Source organism: Thermoleptolyngbya sp. PKUAC-SCTB121 (assembly GCF_016919485.1).
GTDB lineage: Bacteria > Cyanobacteriota > Cyanobacteriia > Elainellales > Elainellaceae > Thermoleptolyngbya > Thermoleptolyngbya sichuanensis.
This window is the reverse complement of sequence record NZ_CP070366.1, coordinates 3,338,864-3,357,630: the sequence shown is the minus strand read 5'-3', so window position 1 is coordinate 3,357,630 and position 18,767 is coordinate 3,338,864. Positions and strand designations below refer to the sequence as shown.

13 protein-coding genes are annotated in these 18,767 nt (G+C 54.4%); 8 read left to right on the top strand and 5 right to left on the bottom strand.

Going from position 1 to position 18,767, the window contains the following annotated elements; translation table 11 throughout:
- The first annotated feature begins 16 nt into the window (after positions 1-16).
- The 5 genes from JTM80_RS13835 to JTM80_RS13815 all read left to right on the top strand — a co-directional run bounded on the left by JTM80_RS13835 (position 17) and on the right by JTM80_RS13815 (position 7,437).
- On the top strand, positions 17-2,584 hold the full coding sequence (locus JTM80_RS13835) for a mannose-1-phosphate guanyltransferase (RefSeq protein WP_172355693.1): 2,568 nt from the start codon (positions 17-19) through the stop codon (positions 2,582-2,584).
- 86 nt (positions 2,585-2,670) lie between these two features.
- On the top strand, positions 2,671-3,966 hold the full coding sequence (gene purB, locus JTM80_RS13830; protein WP_172355695.1) for an adenylosuccinate lyase: 1,296 nt from the start codon (positions 2,671-2,673) through the stop codon (positions 3,964-3,966).
- A 648-nt stretch (positions 3,967-4,614) separates the two neighbouring features.
- On the top strand, positions 4,615-5,751 hold the full coding sequence (locus tag JTM80_RS13825; protein WP_205369624.1) for a hypothetical protein: 1,137 nt from the start codon (positions 4,615-4,617) through the stop codon (positions 5,749-5,751).
- Positions 5,752-6,427: 676 nt separating this feature from the next.
- On the top strand, positions 6,428-6,871 hold the full coding sequence (locus JTM80_RS13820) for a helix-turn-helix domain-containing protein (RefSeq protein ID WP_172354897.1): 444 nt from the start codon (positions 6,428-6,430) through the stop codon (positions 6,869-6,871).
- Between the two features lie 20 nt (positions 6,872-6,891).
- Positions 6,892-7,437: an IS630 family transposase gene (locus tag JTM80_RS13815; protein WP_172354233.1), complete on the top strand. Its 546-nt coding sequence runs from the start codon at positions 6,892-6,894 to the stop codon at positions 7,435-7,437.
- A gap of 183 nt (positions 7,438-7,620) precedes the next feature.
- On the opposite strand, the gene JTM80_RS13810 is transcribed toward JTM80_RS13815, so the two are convergent.
- Entirely contained in the window at positions 7,621-9,816 is a 2,196-nt protein-coding gene (locus JTM80_RS13810) for a phosphoketolase (protein WP_172355699.1), read from the bottom strand.
- 266 nt (positions 9,817-10,082) lie between these two features.
- Between JTM80_RS13810 and JTM80_RS13805 the strand changes: the two genes are divergently transcribed.
- From JTM80_RS13805 to JTM80_RS13795, 3 genes are all read left to right on the top strand, one after another.
- Positions 10,083-10,301 carry a hypothetical protein gene (locus JTM80_RS13805; RefSeq protein ID WP_172355701.1) on the top strand — a complete coding sequence of 73 codons (219 nt, stop codon included), beginning with the start codon at positions 10,083-10,085 and terminating at the stop codon, positions 10,299-10,301.
- 91 nt (positions 10,302-10,392) lie between these two features.
- A complete protein-coding gene (locus JTM80_RS13800) occupies positions 10,393-11,052 on the top strand; it encodes a Uma2 family endonuclease (protein WP_172355703.1) in 660 nt (219 codons plus the stop codon).
- A 277-nt stretch (positions 11,053-11,329) separates the two neighbouring features.
- Positions 11,330-12,070: an SIMPL domain-containing protein gene (locus tag JTM80_RS13795; RefSeq protein ID WP_172355705.1), complete on the top strand. Its 741-nt coding sequence runs from the start codon at positions 11,330-11,332 to the stop codon at positions 12,068-12,070.
- 750 nt (positions 12,071-12,820) lie between these two features.
- Here JTM80_RS13795 and JTM80_RS13790 read toward each other — a convergent pair.
- The 4 genes from JTM80_RS13790 to JTM80_RS13775 all read right to left on the bottom strand — a co-directional run bounded on the left by JTM80_RS13790 (position 12,821) and on the right by JTM80_RS13775 (position 18,689).
- Positions 12,821-13,504 carry a hypothetical protein gene (locus JTM80_RS13790; protein ID WP_172355707.1) on the bottom strand — a complete coding sequence of 228 codons (684 nt, stop codon included), beginning with the start codon at positions 13,502-13,504 and terminating at the stop codon, positions 12,821-12,823.
- Between the two features lie 257 nt (positions 13,505-13,761).
- A complete protein-coding gene (locus JTM80_RS13785) occupies positions 13,762-14,553 on the bottom strand; it encodes a YoaK family protein (protein WP_172355709.1) in 792 nt (263 codons plus the stop codon).
- A gap of 348 nt (positions 14,554-14,901) precedes the next feature.
- The gene (locus JTM80_RS13780; protein ID WP_172355711.1) at positions 14,902-17,520 is read right to left on the bottom strand and encodes a PAS domain S-box protein; all 2,619 of its coding nucleotides are present in this window, start codon (positions 17,518-17,520) and stop codon (positions 14,902-14,904) included.
- 599 nt (positions 17,521-18,119) lie between these two features.
- On the bottom strand, positions 18,120-18,689 hold the full coding sequence (locus JTM80_RS13775; RefSeq protein WP_205369623.1) for a CDP-alcohol phosphatidyltransferase family protein: 570 nt from the start codon (positions 18,687-18,689) through the stop codon (positions 18,120-18,122).
- Between the last annotated feature and the right edge of the window lie 78 nt (positions 18,690-18,767).

Genomic DNA, 18,767 nt, shown 5'->3' with positions numbered 1-18,767 from the left:
GGCTGATGGAGGCGTTATGCGAGCAGTGCTAATGGCAGGGGGTTCGGGCACACGGCTGCGGCCGCTGACCTGCGATTTGCCCAAACCAATGGTGCCCATTTTGAATCGCCCAATCGCCGAGCATATTATTAACCTGCTGCGGCGGCACGGGATTACGGAAATCATCGCCACGCTACACTATCTGCCTGACGTGATGCGGGATTACTTTCAGGACGGCAGCGATTTTGGCGTGCAGATGACCTATGCCGTGGAGGAAGACGAGCCGCTGGGAACGGCGGGCTGCGTCAAAAACGTGGCAGATCTGCTGGATGAAACTTTTCTGGTGATCAGCGGCGACAGCATTACGGATATTAACCTGAGCGAGGCGATCGCCTTTCACAAGAAAAAGGGCGCAAAGGCGACGCTGGTGCTGGCCCACATTGCCAACCCGCTAGAGTTTGGCGTGGTGATTACGGACGAAGACGGGCGCATCCGCCGATTTTTGGAAAAGCCCTCCAGCAGCGAAATTTTCTCCGACACAGTGAACACGGGCACTTATATCCTGGAGCCGGAGGTGCTGGACTACTTGCCCGCCAATGAGGAATCAGACTTTTCCAAGGATCTGTTTCCGCTGCTGCTGGAAAAGGATTTGCCCCTGTATGGCTATGCAGCGGAGGGCTATTGGTGCGATGTGGGGCATCTGGATGCCTACCGCGAGGCACAGTATGCGGCGCTCTATCGGCGCGTAAAGCTGGAGTTTGCCAGTGAAGAGCGATCGCCCAATCTCTGGGTAGGGCAAAACACCCACATCGACCCCACCGCCCAAATCGACACCCCTGCCATCATCGGCAGCAATTGCCGGATTGGCCCCAGAGCGGCGATCGCCGCAGGCACGATTATTGGCGACAACGTGACCGTCGGAGCCGATGCCGACCTGAAGCGCCCCATCCTCTGGAACGGCGTTACCATCGGCGACGAGGCCCACCTGCGGGCCTGCGTAGCCGCCAGAGGCACGCGGGTCGATCGCCGCGCCCATGTGCTGGAAGGTGCGGTCATCGGTTCCCTCTCGGTGATTGGCGAAGAGGCGCTGGTGAACCCAGACGTGCGGATCTGGCCCAGCAAGCGCATCGAACCGGGGGCCATTCTCAACATGAACCTGATCTGGGGCCATGCCGCCCACCGCAACCTGTTTGGGCAGCGGGGCGTGTCGGGTCTCGCGAATGTGGACATCACGCCAGAATTTGCCGTGCGGCTGGGGGCGGCCTTTGGCTCGACGCTAAAGCCAGGAAGCCAAGTCACGGTATCTCGCGACCAGCGCAATATCTCTCGTATGGTGTCGCGATCGCTCATTGCCGGTCTAATGTCCGTCGGCGTGCATGTGCAAAACCTGGAGGCCACTGCGATTCCCGTGGCCCGCGCCGTCGCCCCCAGCCGCAACGTCGCCGCCGGAATCCACGTCCGCGTTCACCCAGAGCGCTCGGATCACATCCTGATCGAATTCTTCAACCACAAGGGCATCAATCTGTCCAAAGCCCAGGAAAAAAAGATCGAGGGAGCCTATTTCAAAGAAGACTTTCGCCGCGCCCAAATTCAGGAAATCGGCAACGTAGTGACGGTGCATCAAGCCAGCGATATCTATTGCGACAGCTTTGAGCGACACCTGCGGCTAGATGCGATTCGCAGCCACAGCTCCAAGGTAGTGATCGACTACGCCTATGCCGTGTCAGGCGCGGTGCTGCCGCAAATGCTGTCCAAATTTGGCTGCGACGCGGTGGTGCTAAACGCCAGCCTCAATCCCACCGTGCCCAGCGCCCAAGACCGAGAAGCGCTGCTGAGCCAGTTGGGTCATGTAGTCGAGGCGCTGAAAGCCAACTTCGGCGTGCAGGTGTCTGCCAATGGCGAGCAGTTGATTTTGGTAGACGAAGCAGGCAGCCCGATTCGCGGCGAGTTGCTGACGGCGCTGATGATTCACATGGTGCTGACGCAGCATCCGCGTGGCTCCGTGGTGGTGCCCGTGAATGCCTCCAGCGCTGCCGAACAAATCGCCCGTCGCCACGGCGGCCAGATCCTCCGCACCCGCGCCAACCCCACCGCCCTGATGGAAGCCTGCTACACCAATCCCAATGTGGTGCTGGGCGGCAGCGGCGAGATGGGCTTTATCTTTCCGCAACTGCATCCGGGGTTCGACGCGATGTTCTGCATTGCCAAGATGATCGAGATGCTGAGTTTGCGATCGCAAGACCTGGCCAGCAGCGCCCCCCGCACCCTCGGCCAGATTCGCCTCGACCTGCCCCGCGTCTGCCACAAAATGATTACCGTCCGCTGTCCCTGGACGGCCAAAGGGTCTCTCATGCGCCATTTGGTAGAAACGCACCCGGCGCAGCAGCTTGAGCTAATTGATGGTGTAAAAATCTTTAACCCGCAGCACGATAGCTGGATCTTGGTGCTGCCCGATGCGGGCGAACCGCTGGTGCATCTCTACGCCGACAGCGTGGATCGCGGCTGGGTGGATGAAACCCTGCGGGAATATCGCGCCGCCGTCCTTGCCTTCGTGGAGCGCGACGTGGGGCTAGATGACCATTCTAGCGACTGGCAAATGGGTTGAAGGAGGGACGTGGATTTTTCGCGCAGGACGCACGAAAGACTAGCGCTTTCCAATACAATAAATGGGTTGTATTCAGCGGCAGAGCCTTGATCGAGCGCTATACTTTGCCCGAAATGGGCAGTCTTTGGACGGACGAATATAAATTCAAGACGTGGCTCCAGGTGGAGATTGCAGTCTGCGAGGCGCAGGCGGAATTGGGCTATATTCCGGCAGACGCGGTGGAGACGATCAAGGCCAAGGCGCAGTTTGATCCAAAGCGAATTCTGGAAATCGAAGCAGAAGTGCGGCACGACGTGATTGCGTTTCTGACCAACGTGAATGAGTCCGTCGGCGACGCAGGGCGCTACATTCACCTGGGCATGACCAGTTCCGACGTGCTGGATACGGCGCTGGCGCTGCAACTGGTCGCCAGTCTAGAGGTGCTGCAATCCCACGTAGACAAGCTGGCCCAGGCCATTCGCTTTCAGGCGCAGCAGCATCGGGAAACGGTGATGATTGGGCGATCGCACGGCATTCATGCAGAACCCATTACCTTCGGCTTTAAGCTGGCGGGCTGGCTGGCGGAGGTGCTGCGTGGGCGCGATCGCCTCTGTCAGTTGCATCAAGAAATCGCCGTCGGCAAGATCTCTGGCGCAGTGGGCACCTACGCCAATCTCGATCCGCAAATCGAGGCGATCGCCTGCCAGAAGCTCGGTTTGCAGCCGGATACTGCCTCAACGCAGGTCATTTCGCGCGATCGCCATGCCCAGTTCTTCAACGTACTGGCACTCCTCGCCGCCTCCATCGAGCGCTTTGCAGTAGAAATCCGCAACCTCCAGCGCACCGACGTACTGGAAGTGGAAGAATTCTTCTCCAAAGGGCAAAAAGGCTCCTCCGCCATGCCCCACAAGCGCAACCCGATTCGCTCGGAACGGCTGACGGGGATGGCCCGCCTGATTCGCGGCTACGCCATGACGGGTCTAGAAAACGTGGCTCTCTGGCACGAACGCGACATTTCCCACAGTTCCGTCGAGCGCGTCGCGCTGCCCGATGCCTGCATCCTCACCCACTTCATGCTGGTGGAAATCACCGACTTGGTGAAAAATCTCCAGGTCTATCCCGAAAACATGCAGCGCAACATGAACGTCTACGGTGGCGTGGTCTTTAGCCAGCGGGTGATGCTGACGCTGGTAGAAAAGGGGCTGGCCCGCGAAGCCGCCTACGCCGTCGTGCAAAGCTGCGCCCACCAAGCCTGGAATACACCCGATGGGGATTTTCATGCGCTAATTGCCGCCGATGCCACGGTCAAATCCCACCTGTCCCCAGAAGAAATCGAAGCCTGCTTTGATCCCAACCACCACCTGAGAAATCTGGACGTGATCTACCAGCGGCTAAATATTTAGGACTGAGCGTTGAAGGCTCAAAGATTGCTAAAGAGCGCTGCTGCCACAAGATGCCATCATCGCAGAAGAAAAGCTAACCCGTTACTCGCTAATGCCTTTACCCAGAGATGGAAAGTCAAAGTTCCTGGCACAAGGTTACACTTTGAACAACTAGCCCGCAGAGCCAGTTGATTAGAGGGTGTTTGAAAAGGTATCGCCTGTAATGTTAAGCACTCAGAGATCCCCCCTAGCCCCCCTTAAAAAGGGGGGAAACCGCCTTAAAGTCCCCCTTTTTAAGGGGATTTAGGCGGATCTTGCACGCTTTGCTACAAACAGTAGGACTTTTCAAACATCCTCTTAGAAGATGATCCAGATTTTCTATTGCAAAAAGAGCAGACCGAGCGAAAAAGCGCTTAGTGGAAACGTGCCTAAACCGATTGTTCGGTTGTAGTATCGAGCGCGATCGCCTCTCTCTAGGCATATCCTTTGGAGTTCTATTTAATAAGTTTTGTAAGGACTTAATGAAAAGTCATTGATCCCCTGAGGCAGTGTCACTAAAAAGCTTGAGCAAGGCGTTCAATTAATCTCCGAAAAAAATCATAAGTTGCTGAACATCCCTGATTGATATACAACATTAGAGACTGCTGTCGCGCAAGGTTTACGTAGCTCATGCAGAAATGGGTAGCCGATGGACTGGTTGTTGGGCTAGCAACAATTGTTCTGGGTAGCACAGCCTCAGCCCTATTCCCCAGAAACTCTATTGCCAGCATCGCCAGCAGCAGTTTGGGAGCAGTCTCCAGTTCAATGGTTCTTGCTCGGCGTAGAACTCGCCTCTTACCTAAATCAGAGGAGCCGGAAGAAAATGCCTATCCTCAGTTGCCTGAATTGTCAGAAAAACACGTTTCAGACGTACTAGAGGAATCAGATTCAGCAGAACATACGCCCTTTAGCGAACCCGTCTTAGATAAGAACTCAAAAGCAAGCCTAATAGAAAATCCTTCTACAAATCCTTCTACAGAAGACACGTCCGAAGAGGCTGAAAATCTTCAGCTTTTGGATGGACGCTTAAGTGAAGAGGTTGCCATCAAATGGCTGGCGAATAGAGGCGTTTCTGTCATGGATCAACCTGAGCTTGACCCTCACACAGAAGAAATTTTTAATAAGCACGCCGTTAGATTAGGCAATAAGTATAAGGACGAAGATGGTCAGCCCCAGCTATCTCGCTTATTAGGACAAATCAAGTGGTCAATTACAAATGAGAGAAATCTGACCTGTCACCTCAGTAGAGCCTCCCAAAAGCAAATTGGAACGATCACCCAATTTGGTAAAGACTTGGACAAAGACACCCTATTCTTTTCTCGATACAAGTATTTTCCGGGCGAAAAGATCATTCGTGCAAGTGTGCGGAATAGACCAGATACGCGGAGCTTTTTCACAGGGGGCTGGTTTGAGAGATTTATAGAATACAAAGTTTCTGATTTTCTGCAACGTTCAAATTTATCCTATTCTCGTCTAATGAATCGGCTGATTCAATTCTCAAACGGGGACAGTTTTGAACTGGATTTATTCTATGTGGTTGAAGGCAAGCCATTGCTGATTGAGTGCAAAACAGGAAGAGATCGAGATGCTTATCAGAAGTTTTCCGATCGTCGAAAACGTCTCTCTATTTCACCGGAGAGAGCTTTTCTAGTGATTCTTGACTTCGATCCTGATGAAACTGAGCAGCTCAGTGCGGTTTGGAAGTTTAATATCGTTGGACAGGACAACCTGATTCCCCAGATAGAAGCAGCGCTGGGTTCCAATTAGGGCAGCCATTCTTCTGCCAGAATTTCATTTTTTCTGAAGCCAAGGAATTTAGGTCTTACGCACTTGCGATAAGTTTGCTGGGTTTCGGACGATTTCTCGCGGGCGCAGCCCGCGAGAAATCGTCCAACTGCGTAAGTCCTATAATTCTTGCAGTCTACCACAACGGTACTTCTGGCGCTAACAGGTGATGGCTGAGATATCACATCCCAGTTATTGCGCTGAGACTATTAGAGGGTGTTTGAAAAGGTATCGCCTCAGAAGTGTTGAATCTTGATGGTAAAACTTTACAAAAAGCACTCTCAAGAGGCGGATTATTGAGAATGGAAGCAATAAGTAGGTCATTACAGGCAGAATTATAGATCTTTTGTACTGGATTCAGCTATGAACTTGCCCTGCTAACATTGCGTTCAACACTTCTGGTATCGCCTGTAAGAGCTAATTTGTAAAGGAGCCTGAAAGCCTTGTTAATCAAGGATTTCCGAGAAACCGCTTTTCCTGGGCAAACATGACCTCAAAGCCACACATGCCAAGAGTTTCAGGCTTCTTAAGATTTGCTTCATAAATTATATCAAATCTCCAAAGATCTGCTACATGTAAGAAGACGTTAGAGCGAGCCGCCACGAGTGGAGTCCTCAAAATCGATATCGCTGAAACAGCAGAAGAACTAAAAGCCGTCTTGGAACAACAGCAACGGTCATCACAGCGCCGTAAAGTACAGGTGTTGTGGTGGTTAAAAACCGGACAAGCGAAGAGCGTTGAGCAGTTAGCCCAACTGAGCGGTTGCCATCGCACGACCGTGTCTCGTTGGCTGAGCCAGTATCGACAGAGTGGACTCGAAGCGTTGGTGAAGGTGGCATCTCGCAGTGGACGACCGCGAGCGATTAGCGGTGAAGTCCTGGCATCTTTGGAACGGGAACTGCAAGATCCAGAAGGCTTTAGCAGTTATGGAGCAGTGCAGCAGTGGCTCGCAGCGGTGCATGGTCAACCCGTCCCCTACAAGACGGTGCATAAGACGGTGCGCTATCGGCTCAAAGCGAAGCTCAAAGTGCCCCGTCCGGTGTCAAAGAAGCAGACTCCTGGGGCGTGCGAGTCCGTTCAGCAAACCTTGCAGCCCAGATAAGCCAGTCGATTCCGCCAGCCTTGAGACAACGCTACGGGGGGCGAATCCGCTATTGGTGCAGCGATGAGAGCCGCGTCGGACTGCTGACGGTTCAACATCGCAAGTTGACGGGCTTTGGGGTGCAGCCGATTGGTTCAGTTCAATGGGACTTTGTGTATCGGTGGCTGTACGGTCTAGTGGAACCGCTGAGCGGTGCATCGTGGATAGTCGAGTTTTCTCATCTCGACAGTTCCTGTTTTGAGGCGTTTTTGCACAGCTTTGCGGCTCAGTTCCCCGATGATTTACATCTGATTCAGGTGGATAATGCCGCAGCCCATACGGCTCAGACCCTGACGATACCGGACAATGTCATCTTGGTGTTTCAGCCGCCTTATTGCCCTGAGGTCAATCCCATTGAGCGGGTCTGGCGGGAACTCAAGCGGGAGCTAGCTTGGGTTCACTTTGATGATGTTTGCCAACTCCAGCACGCCATCAGCCAGTGGGTTTGTCGCCTTTCGGCGGAGTCGCTGCGATCGCTGACTCAGTGGGATTGGATTGTCGATGCTCTATGTGTAGCGGGTATTTAGAGAATTGATATTAGCTCTAATGTTAAGCACTCAGAGATCCCTCTTAGCCCCCCTTAAAAAGGGGGGAAACCGCCTTAAAGTCCCCCTTTTTAAGGGGGGTTTAGGGGGATCTTGCACGCTTTGCTTACAAACAGTAGGACTTTTCAAACATCCTCTTAGACTAGCGCGATTGGACTAGCGCGATTAGGCTAGCGCGATCGCCCGTGCAGCCAGAGCTTCAGCCGTAATGCCGTTGAGCGCCATCAGTTCCCCAGCGCTGGCGGTGGTTTCGCCTCGCTTCCAGGCAAACACATCGCGCTTGCTGGTTGAGCGCAGCATCACTGGCTCCAGCATGGCACTGGCTCCACCCGTCACGCCGATCAGCGCATCGCCGCCAAACAGGTGTTCAAATCCAGCATCGTCCAGGAAATGACCATCTGGCTCGGAGCAGATGTCCCACAGGGTATCGCTGGGGCGGTAGAGGCGACGGGGACTGACGACCGACACGATCCGCACCCCCAAGCCTTGGGCTTCTAAAAGCTTTGCTGCGTCGAATACGGGCGAAAGGATCATGTCGCCTACCACCGCAAACACGACGGTCTTGCTGCCGCTGCTGGAATGAAGGGCGATCGCCCCCCGTTCCAATGCCTGCCGCGTCTGGTCAAACGTCGTGCGAATCGGCAGCGGCGACTTGCTGGCGGTAATCACCACACCTTTGTTTTTCTGCGACAGCGCCCATTCGTAGCAAGCCTGCACGCTGTTAGCATCGGGCGGAAACAGCGGAAATACATTCCCATTCCGCATCATGGCGGCAAAGTAGGCCTCAATTTCTGGGCGCTGGTGCGTCCAGCCGTTGCGCCCCTGCTCTAGCGCTCCTGCGGTAAACAGCGTAATGGTCGCGGGCGTTTTGCGGCGTAGCTCGGCCATCGCCTGCGTTACCGTCTGCCAGATCGGCAACCCGTTAATGGCAAACGATTCATAGGAACACCACAGCGTCCGCCCGCCGAACAGCGACAGCCCAACTGCCAGACCCGCACAAGCATCTTCGCTCAGCGGCTCATAGACCTGACCCGTGGGAGCCTGGTTATAGAGCGGGTCTTCGGTGGGGTGAATGATCTTTAGCGCCTGGTTGATGTTGGCGATGCCCGATGCCTCGTTGCCGTCGGCGTTGGTGACCAGAAACGTGCGATCGCTCGTTCCCACATGCCCTACCAGCTTGCCCATTGCCGTAGTCGAAACCTTGGGGTCGCCCCCTACCGGATATTCCTCTAGCGGCAGCGGCCCCAAATCCGGCAGGGGACGCTCAAACTCGGTGACCACTGTTTTCGATGCGGGGCCGCCCCCCGCCCGCTCGCAGTTCGTCCGCACGATTGCCCAAGCTTCAGGAGAGAGCGATCGCGTCTTCAGCGCATCCATAATGTGGGGCGCGTCCAGCGTGTCTTTGGGGTATAGATTGTGGGACTTTGCGCCACGGGCATGAACCCCTGCGCCCTTGAGCTGCTTGATGATAAACGCGGTCAGCTTGCCGCTGAGGGCAGAGCGGGCTGCTTCGTCCACACCCACCAGCACGCTCTGGGTAAAAGCGAGGCGCTGCTTCAAGGAGAAAGCCGTGCTATCGACATAATCTCCCGACTGATCCTGATCATCGAAGTCCTTCGCATCTACCAGCACCACTTCGTCAAAGCCGTGCCCATGCCAGTAGGCCAGCATTTGCTCGTTGGTCTTCAGCGACACCATGCTGTGGTGTTCTTGCGAAAAGCCATTCCACACCAGCACAGGCAAAAAGTTGGTAGAACCAGGGAAGGCTGTGTGGAAGTGCATAAACGAACTCATAATGTAGGGTTCGCCTAGCCCGCCATCGCCAATGGTAAAGGGAAATAGCGTGTCGGGATACAGCAACGCCCCGGCCATTGCAAAATGCTGCCCCTGGCCCAAGGGCCCCGCCGGAGCCAGCAGACCGGGAATAAAGCCAGACAGGTGGCCCAACAGTCCGTGCCGCTCCCGGAAGCGATCGCGCATTTGCTGCACCGTGGTAATGCCCATATCCTCCAGCGAGCGATCGAGGAACATGGCGCTATAGAATCCTGGCGCGTGGTGTCCCACCTCCGTCACGATGTTTTTGTAGCCCAGCATCACCAGTGCGGCATACGCTTCGGCCTGACTGGCAAAGCCGCCGGGGTGTCCAGATCCTTTACTGCCGCAGATTTGCACCGTCAGGTAGCGCAGCGCGTCGGCATAAAGCAGCGTTTGGAAGACAGCGGCGGGGTCTGTTGGCGTGGCGATCGCCCTTGCCCCTTCAGCGATGGCAGGTGTAGCCCCGTAGGTCTCGAATCCTGGGAGCGTTTCACCAAAATACTGAATCCCTTCACAAAATCCCGGAGCCATCTGGGTCGCCGTCATGCCACATCCCCCGCTGAGATAAACGCTAGAAACCGCAAAACACTAGAAACCGCAAAACACAATACATCATCGTATCTCAGGTGGGGAGCCAGATTGGTATTCAGGTTTCAATGATTGCCATTAGGAGTATTGGATTGAGTATTAGATCAGGACTTACACACTTGCGATAAGCTCCGGCGATCGCCCATCTGGGCAGAGTTGCCCTTTCCAACTCCGTTTCTGAGTATGGTGGAAGCAGCAAGCAAGCGCTAGGAGGCTAAAACAACGTGGAGACCTTAATCACGGCGGCAATCGCCGTTCTCATTTTGATGCTGGTGTTTTCCTTGATTACCAAGGCAATCCGGCTTGCCATAAATGTGGCGATTACCCTGGTGCTGCTGGTTGTGCTGGTGCGAATTACTGGAGTCAGCCTGGGCGAAGCCATGCAGCCCGTGTTCGCCATCTGGGACTGGCTGCGGCAGATGTTTCAAAATGCTCAGCGATAATTCGCGATAGTGCTTGATAATTAGCAATCCAGGGCGATCGCCCCCAAAAATCCAAAATCCAAAATCTAAAATCCAAAATCGCAACTCCGCCATGCAACTCCTCGACGACCTGGCAACCCATTGGCAAATCGAAGATCCGGAAGAACAGCGGCTCATCTCCAACGTCTCCTGGGCGCAATATGAAACGCTGCTGGCAGAACGGGGCGACAGCCTCGCCTACCGGGTGAACTACTTAGATGGAATCTTAGAAATTGTGGCACCGAGCCGTCGGCATGAGTCAAGAAAAACCCGCATTGGTACGCTGCTGGAAATCTATTTTCTGGAAGCAGAAATTGAATATTTCCCCACAGGGTCTACCACCTTTCGCCAGGCACAGCAACAGGTTGGGCTAGAGCCAGACGAGAGCTATTGCATTGGCAGCGAAAAGGAGATTCCAGATTTGGCGATCGAAGTCATCATCACCAGCGGCGGGATGAACCGACTGGAACGGTTTCGGCGGCTGGGTATTTCAGAAGTCTGGTTTTGGCAGGGCGATCGCTTTTCGATCTACCATCTCCGCGAACAGGTTCCTGAATCATTTTTGCAAACGGCTGGCTATGAGCTAGTTCAGCACAGTGAATTGCTGCCTGAACTGGATGTGGAATTCCTGAATGAATGCGTCCGCAATCCCAGTCCGCTGGCAGCCGCGAAGGCATTTCGTCAGAGCGTGCGTCAGCAAATGGGACTGAACGAGGGCGATCGCCCATCTTAATGTTCCTCCATCTCTGCCCGAAGGCGAAGCGCCAAACTTGCAGTAGTCCGACTCACAAATCGACTCCGGTGGCTTCGATTTCTGCCAGCAGACGTGGCGATGCTGCTTCCGCCTCGATCAGGTCGATCGGCTAGGTTTCAAAAGATGGGGTATCAAAAAGTGTAACTGAACGTACCGTCTCTCCTGGGCAGTGCCAAAGTAGGAGCATCCTTAAATTCATTCCTATGAGGAGATGATAGCAATGAAACCCGCGATGCCTTCTATGATAAAAGCGGCGATGAAACCGAACAGACTGACGCGCACCGCCTTTGGGCTGAGTTCGGCGGTGCTGTTGGCGGTGGGTGGGCTGAGCCTGATGCCGATGAACCCCGATCCAGTGATGGCGAATGAAGTGATGACGCGCGTGTTGACGGTAACGGGAACAGGTAACGAGTTTATCCCCACCACGCTCAGCCAGGTCAACCTGGGGGTGGAAGTGCGGGGGGCAACCGCAGAAGCGGCCCAGCAGGACGCGGCGCGTCGGTCAAATGCAGTGGTGCAATTGCTGCGATCGCGCCAGGTTGATAAGCTGCAAACCACAGGCATCAACCTCACCCCGGTCTACAACTACAACAACAACGAGCAGCGGCTCGTGGGCTACACGGCCACGAACACCGTCAGCTTCCGTGTGCCGACCGAGCAGGCCGGCGGGCTGCTAGATGAAGCCGTAAAAGCGGGGGCCAGCCGCATCGACAGCGTGAGCTTTGTGGCCTCAGATGAGGCGATCGCCCAGGCCCAGCAGGTCGCTCTGCGCGAAGCCGTTCAGCAGGCCCAGTCCCAGGCGGATACTGTCCTGGCAGCACTGGGTCTGCGCCGTCAGGAAATTGTCGGTGTGCAGATCAACCACGCCTCTGCACCCCCACCGATGCCTGTGTTGCGCCAGTCTATGGCAATGGATTCTGCCGCTGCTGCGCCTACGCCTGTGATTGGTGGAGAACAAGAAGTGCAAACAACCGTCACGCTCCAGATCCGCTATTAGGTATCTGTTAGTTATGCATCTGTTGATTATGCATTAGGTAAAGTACCTGTCCCAGGTCAATTCACTAATTGAAAATGGCACTCGGCACAGATCTGACAACCTTGGTTTTGACAACCCTGGTATTGTCGATCTACCGGGTGCTGTTTCGTCTCAGAAAATGGGAATTGGGAGCGCTACACTCATGCGGGGTGACTGTACGAGCGCAGTGACTGTACGAGCGCAGTGACTGTACGAGTGTGGTGAATAGAGCGCAGTGAATATAGGAGCGCAGCAAATTCATCACGTTGCCTCAAAACGTAACTAAAGCAAAGGACTGTACGGTGGAAAATCCCAATCCATACAGCCCCGATGAAGTTTGAGGTAAACAAAGATGAAGTTTGAGGTAAACAAATTGGGCGCATCCCAGTTCTGCAAGTTTGCCCTCATCCCCCAACCCCTTCTCCCTTTTTGGGAGAAGGGAGTCGGATTGAAAGTCCCTCTGCCGTTTTGGGAGAGGGATTTAGGCAGAAGTGTTGAACGCAATGTTAGCAGGGCAAGTTCATAGCTAAATCCAGTACAAAAGATCTATAATTCTGCCTATAATGACCTACTTATTGCTTCCATCTCAATAATCCGCCTCTTGAGAATGCTTTTTGTAAAGTTTTACCATCAAGATTCAACACTTCTGGGATTTAGGGTGAGGGTTAAATTAGGGTGAGGGTTAAAAAAGTGGGATGCACCCAACAAATTAGAGCAAAAACTAGAGAAAAATTACTCGGAAACCGTCTCGATCTTCTGCTTGATCTTCTCAGTAATCGTCTCCAGAGAAGGCGCAAACTCTTCTTTCTTCTTCAAGCCAATCTTGATCTTTTCAGCAATTTCGTCAGCCGTTGGCGCGATGCCATCTTTACCAGGATTGATCCCTTTTGCCTTCACTTTCTCGGCGATTTCTTCGGCAGTCGGGGCAAACATCTCCTTCTTCTTCAAACCGAATTTGATCTTTTCAGTGATCTCTTCAATAGATGGTTTGAATAGCCCCTTCTTTCGCATGAAAAACTCGGTGCGCTGTTCGGGGGTCAGGGTGGCGAAGAAGTCGCTCTTGGGCAGACCCTTGATCAGGCTTGCAAGCTCAGACTTTTGCTCTGGTGTCAGGGTCAGTGACTTGAAGGCCTTGCGGAGGCTGTCGCCGCCTGCAATTTCTGCGGCAAACTGATCAATCTGGTCGGGGCGCAAAACAGCAGCAAGTTGGGGGAGAACTTCCTCATTGAGCTGTTGCAACAGCTCTTTTTGAGACTCGGTCAAATCCAGATCGCTGGTCTGCGTTAGACCCGGAAATGCTTTTAATAAATCAGAAATCGAGAACTGGGAAATCGGAAAGGCATGGGCAGCGCTTCCCAATAAAAGGTTCAACCCCATGACTAGGGAAACTACTAAAGACAGAAACGCACGTCTCATCGGATATATCCTTCTTGTTTGAGAGAATCAGGCTGATTTAGTTCTTCGATGTCAATCAACTTTAAGTCGTTGAGCTTTAAGTCGTTGAGCTTTAAGTTAAATCAGCTTTAATCAACATTGTGCTAGCAGCGGAAAACCCTCTTCTTCACCCATCAGCATTACACCAGTGTATGAAGCTGTGTGTATCCGTAAATGCGAGAAAGCGATCAAGTAGGGTTCAGGTTTAAGTTTCAGGTCTAATACAGTGCAGGTTCAGATTATGCAGGGGAAGAGGCTTGGGCATGTTCCCTGAAAGCGGCGATCGCCATCACAGAAATGATAATCAGCGGAATGATCAAACTCCACCAAGTTTCGGAAACCATGACAAAATAAACCGCCGACGCGCCACCCAGCGCAAACCCTAGGATAACAGGAAAAACACGGCCCATCCGCTCAACCGCTTCGGCTACCTCCTGGCTAGCCTGGGGGTTTTTGTGCATCGTTAGCTTACCTACGATGTACTGCACGATATCGATGGTGATCTGTGTGGTGTTGCCCGTCATCACGGTAGTTGGAATGTAGCTCTTAAATACGCCTTTGGCTTCTTTCATCAGCGCGTTTTGAATCGCCATTGCCACCACACCGGCCATCGCGATGGGGAAAATTAGATCTTCCTGCACGTCTACAAGCAGAGAGGGGGAGAGGCTCGTCGCCACGACGAGAAACACCGCCAGGGCGATCGCCTCTAGGGTCAGCAGCACTGCAAACACCGGCCACTTCTTGCCCCGTGCAAACCGAGCGACCAGTGACGTGATGGCCACCGTGAGCATAAAGATGGGCAGCATCAGCAGCCGCGTCACCGTGCTGCCTTCGTCCGATGCCACAAAGGACGACCCTGCCAGCGCAATGTTGCCTGTGACATGGGCGGTGAAAATGCCAAACAGAATAATAAATGCTGAGGTATCTACAAACCCTGCCACCCAACTCAGCAGAAACCCTGCGGGCCCGTCGCTGAGCAAAAATGAACTTAATCGAAACGTTTCACCGTCTGCCCTCGAAGTCGCAACCATGAACGCCAGTGCTCCTAGTAACAGTGATTGCAGGGGTCTATTGCAGGTCTATTTCAGAGATTATTGAGCGGCACAGGAGCGCAAGAGCTTTGCCCCCGCGCCCTGATAAATAACAGCGAAGCACGAACAATAGATCGCTGGATCGCCAACAGCAGGGATCAGCAACTCGTGTCCCTAAACCTGGTCAGCCTTGGAAACCCCCTTGCGCGTAGCATATTATCCCCAAGGGGGAGGGTGTTTTGTGTTTTTTGATACGGTTTGGAGTGAACGGGGTGGACGGGGTGTGAGGGGAGGGGGAAGAAGGAAGAACGAAGAACGAAGAGGGAAGAATGAAGAGGGAGGAATGGGTTAGGAGAGTTCTGCGATCGCCTGGGAGATTGGGATTTGAATCACAAACTCGGTGCCCTGACCTGGTTCCGAGAAGCATTCCAGCGTGCCGCCGTGCTTTTCGGTGACGATTTGATAGCTAATGGACATGCCCATGCCTGTGCCTTTGCCGACAGACTTGGTGGTGAAAAATGGGTCAAAGATGCGCTGCCTGACGCTGGGCAGTATTCCTGTGCCGTTGTCGATGATGTGGATGCTGACTTGATGATCGGGCAAGACCTGGGTTTTGATGCGGATGGTGCTGGGTTCAGCCTGCTGGTCGGCGATCGCCCGCTGCTGGTCGCGTTCTTCTAGCGCGTCAATGGCGTTCGACAGGATGTTCATAAACACCTGGTTGAGTTGACCTGCATAGCACTCGACGGGCGGCAGCGAGCCGTATTCTTTGACCACCCGAATCTCCTCGCGGCCGGAGCGCGCCTTCAGGCGGTTGTGCAAGATCATCAGCGTGCTATCGATGCCGTCGTGGATGTCTACGGGCTTAGACTCTGCTTCGTCTAGCCGGGAGAAAATGCGGAGCGATCGCACGATCTCGTGAATCCGCTCGGTTCCCACTCGCATTGAGGCAAGCAGTTTGGGCAAATCTTCGCGCAGAAACTCCAGATCAATTTCTTCGGCATACTGGGTAATTTTGGGCGTGGGTTCAAGATATTCCTGCTGATACAGATCCATGAGCTCCAGCAAATCCTGCACATAGTTGCGGGCATGGGCCAGGTTGCCATGGATAAAGTTCACCGGGTTGTTGATTTCATGGGCAATGCCGGCCACCAGTTGCCCTAGGCTCGACATTTTTTCACTTTGCACCATCTGCGCCTGGGTGCGCTGACGCTCTTGCAGCGCGTGTTGCAGTTCCTCGCTCTGGGCGCGGCTCTGGGCGTAGAGTTCGGCCTGGTCAATGGCGATCGCCAGTTGGGTGGCCACCGATTGCAGCAAATCGCACTCTCGCTCGGTCCACGGGCGCACCTGCTGAAAGTGGTCGCCAATCAGACAGCCGATTCGCTGAGAATGCGTCCGCAGCGGCATCAGCACCACCGACTGCACCCCCGATTCCGTCAGCAGCGCTTGAAAAACCGGGTCGCTGCACTGGGCCGTGTCGTCTACCCAAACCATCTGCTGCTGGATCAACTGCTGTACCACACTGTCGCCAATCAGCCGCAGGGGATACTCACCCAGCAAGCTGGGCGCGTGGTCGTTTTTGGCTTCTTGCACAATCTCCCAGTGCGGCGTGTCGGCATCGGGCAGCACCCAGCAAAAGCCACAATAGTCGATTTCCAGCAGGTTTCGCACGGCCTGAATGGTGGTTTCAAGTACCGTGTCCAGGTTGAGAGAATTGCGGATCTGGTGGGCAAGCTGGTTCAGCAGGGTTTGGCGATCGGCATAGTCCTGAATCGCCTCTTCTGCCCGCTTGCGATCGGTGATGTCGATGGCGATGCCGCCCACCACCTGCTGTCCCGATCCATCCGACATGGGAAATTTGTAGACCAGCGAATCGCCAGTCGTGCCATCCGGCAGCGGAATCGGCTCGATCGTGGCCAGCAGACGACGGTTGTGAATGACAGTTTGAACGTTGTGCAAAAATTCTGCCGCGACCTCTTTGGGGTACAGATCAAATAGCGACTTGCCCACCACGTCCGGCGTGGGCAGGGTGAACATTTTCAGATAGGTCTGGTTGATATAGAGCATTTGCCCCTCATAGCTGACCATCCAGGCAGCCGTCGGACTGTGATCCATAAACGCCTGAAAGCGCTCCTCGCTTTGGCGGCGAGCCTCTTCTGCTTCCTTGCGCGGCGTGATGTCTTGCACCGTGCCCACCATTGTCAGGGGCTTGCCGTCTTCGCTCCACAGGACATCGCCCCGACCCGCCAGCCAGTGAATGGAGCCATCGGGCCAGATCACTCGATAGTCCGCAGCATAGGCGGTTTTGCCAGCGATCGCCGATTCGATTGCCTGTTCAATCCGCCTCACGTCTTCTGGGTGAATCGCCTTCGCACAGGTCGCCCAAGTGCCATCGAAGGTGTCATCCGTCAGTCCAAACAGATGCTTCGCTTCATCGCTGAAGTGTTCCAGATGATCCGTTGCAATATTCCATTCCCAGATACCCGTTTGCGCCGCCTTGAGCGCCAGCCGCATCCGCTGTTCACTTCGTTGCAATGCCTTTTCGACCTCCTGACGCTGAGCCTCTAGCTGGAGGCGATCGCCAATATCTCGCCACGTTGCGTGCAGAATGGTGCGCCCCTGCCACTCAATCGCCGTCAGCAATACCTCCACCCACAAGTCTTCCCCATTCATGCGGTGGTGCATCCATTCAAATCGGTGGCTGCCCTGCCGCAGGGCGATCGCCATCATCTCGTTTGCCGTTTCAAACGAGGATCGTCCATCGGGCTGCACCGCTGGTGAGAGGAGGGCGGGATGCAGCGATTGCACTTGCGCTTTGTCAGTGCAACCCAGCAGGGCGATCGCCGCTGGATTGCAGTCAATAAACACGTCGCCATCGATCAGCAAAATGGCATCGGCAGAGCGCTCAAAAAGCTGGCAAAAGCAGTCGTCGGGTAGGGGCAAACCGAAACCAGCAGGCTCAACCATAGACTTTTAGAACTTGGAGGAGAAGGGGGTAATATCCATCATTAACGGCCACTGTATACACACATCTCGATTTTTTGCGTCAGGTTCCGAAAGATCCCCCTAAATCCTCTTTAATAAGGGGGACTTCCGAAAGATCCCCCTAAATCCCCCTTGATAAGGGGGACTTCCGATCCAGCTCTCCCTGCTGCGGGTCACTCCGGGATCGGTTCCCCCCTTGTTGAAGGGGGGTTAGGGGGGATCAAAGCATCGTCGCTCAAGCCTAGAAGACCTGTGTGTACACAGTAGGGTGGACGGCAGAAAGGTCAACAGCACATGAAGGGGCGGGCAGGGATGCAGCGTTGGAATGCAGAAACCTCGGGCTAAACCCTTGGGCTGAACCCTGACATGGAAGTCGATCGCACCCTTACTCTATAACGCTTTACCCCAAAGAGCCCCTAGCCAGAGTGCCCTATTCCGCATTCTGGCTAACAAACAGAAGCCTTTAACCTGATCCATCGACAGCTAACCTGACCCAATCTACAGCCCTGAATTCGGAGATTCGGACAGATTGGAACCAGGCCCCTGATTCCTTTATCTTCTCATCTCTCGCCTTCCAAAGCTTACCCCAACTGTTGCCGCAGCTTCAGCGCATGGGCCAAGCTCAAGACATCGTGCTGCCAGGTGGGCAATATCAGGGTCATGGCGATTTCTTCGACCGTATGCACCAGCCCCACTGCCACTGCCAGCGCCAGCGGTGGCCCGCCTTGTCCAAAACCAAACAGTGCAATGCTGGCGACAAAGAGCGTGATCCCCCACAGCTTGGCAGAATAGGTATGATAGCTAGCGGGCTTGCCGTATTTTGCCAGGTTTACCCCCCACCAGAGAAGCTGCGCTGCCACCACCGCCAGCAGCGGTCCACGAAACGCCGTGAGGATGTCTGGATGCACCCACCACGCTGCCACCGCCAGACACAGATACAGCGTCACATCCGCCCAGCTATCTGCGGCCCGCACGGCCGCCGTACTCACGCCCAGCCGCCGTGCGATCACCCCATCGAAAATGTCCGATAGAAATGCGGCAATGTAGCCCGCTAAGAACCAGGGCGTGACCGAGCCATCGAAGGCATCCCAAAGCAGAAAAGGGGCGATCGCCAGACGGAAATAAACCAGAAGCATGGGGATGTGGGTCATATCGGTTCAGCCTTGAGGACTGGAGAGGTTGGCATCTTTACTCATCTTTCCCATCACTCCATCCCGCCATCCCCCCAT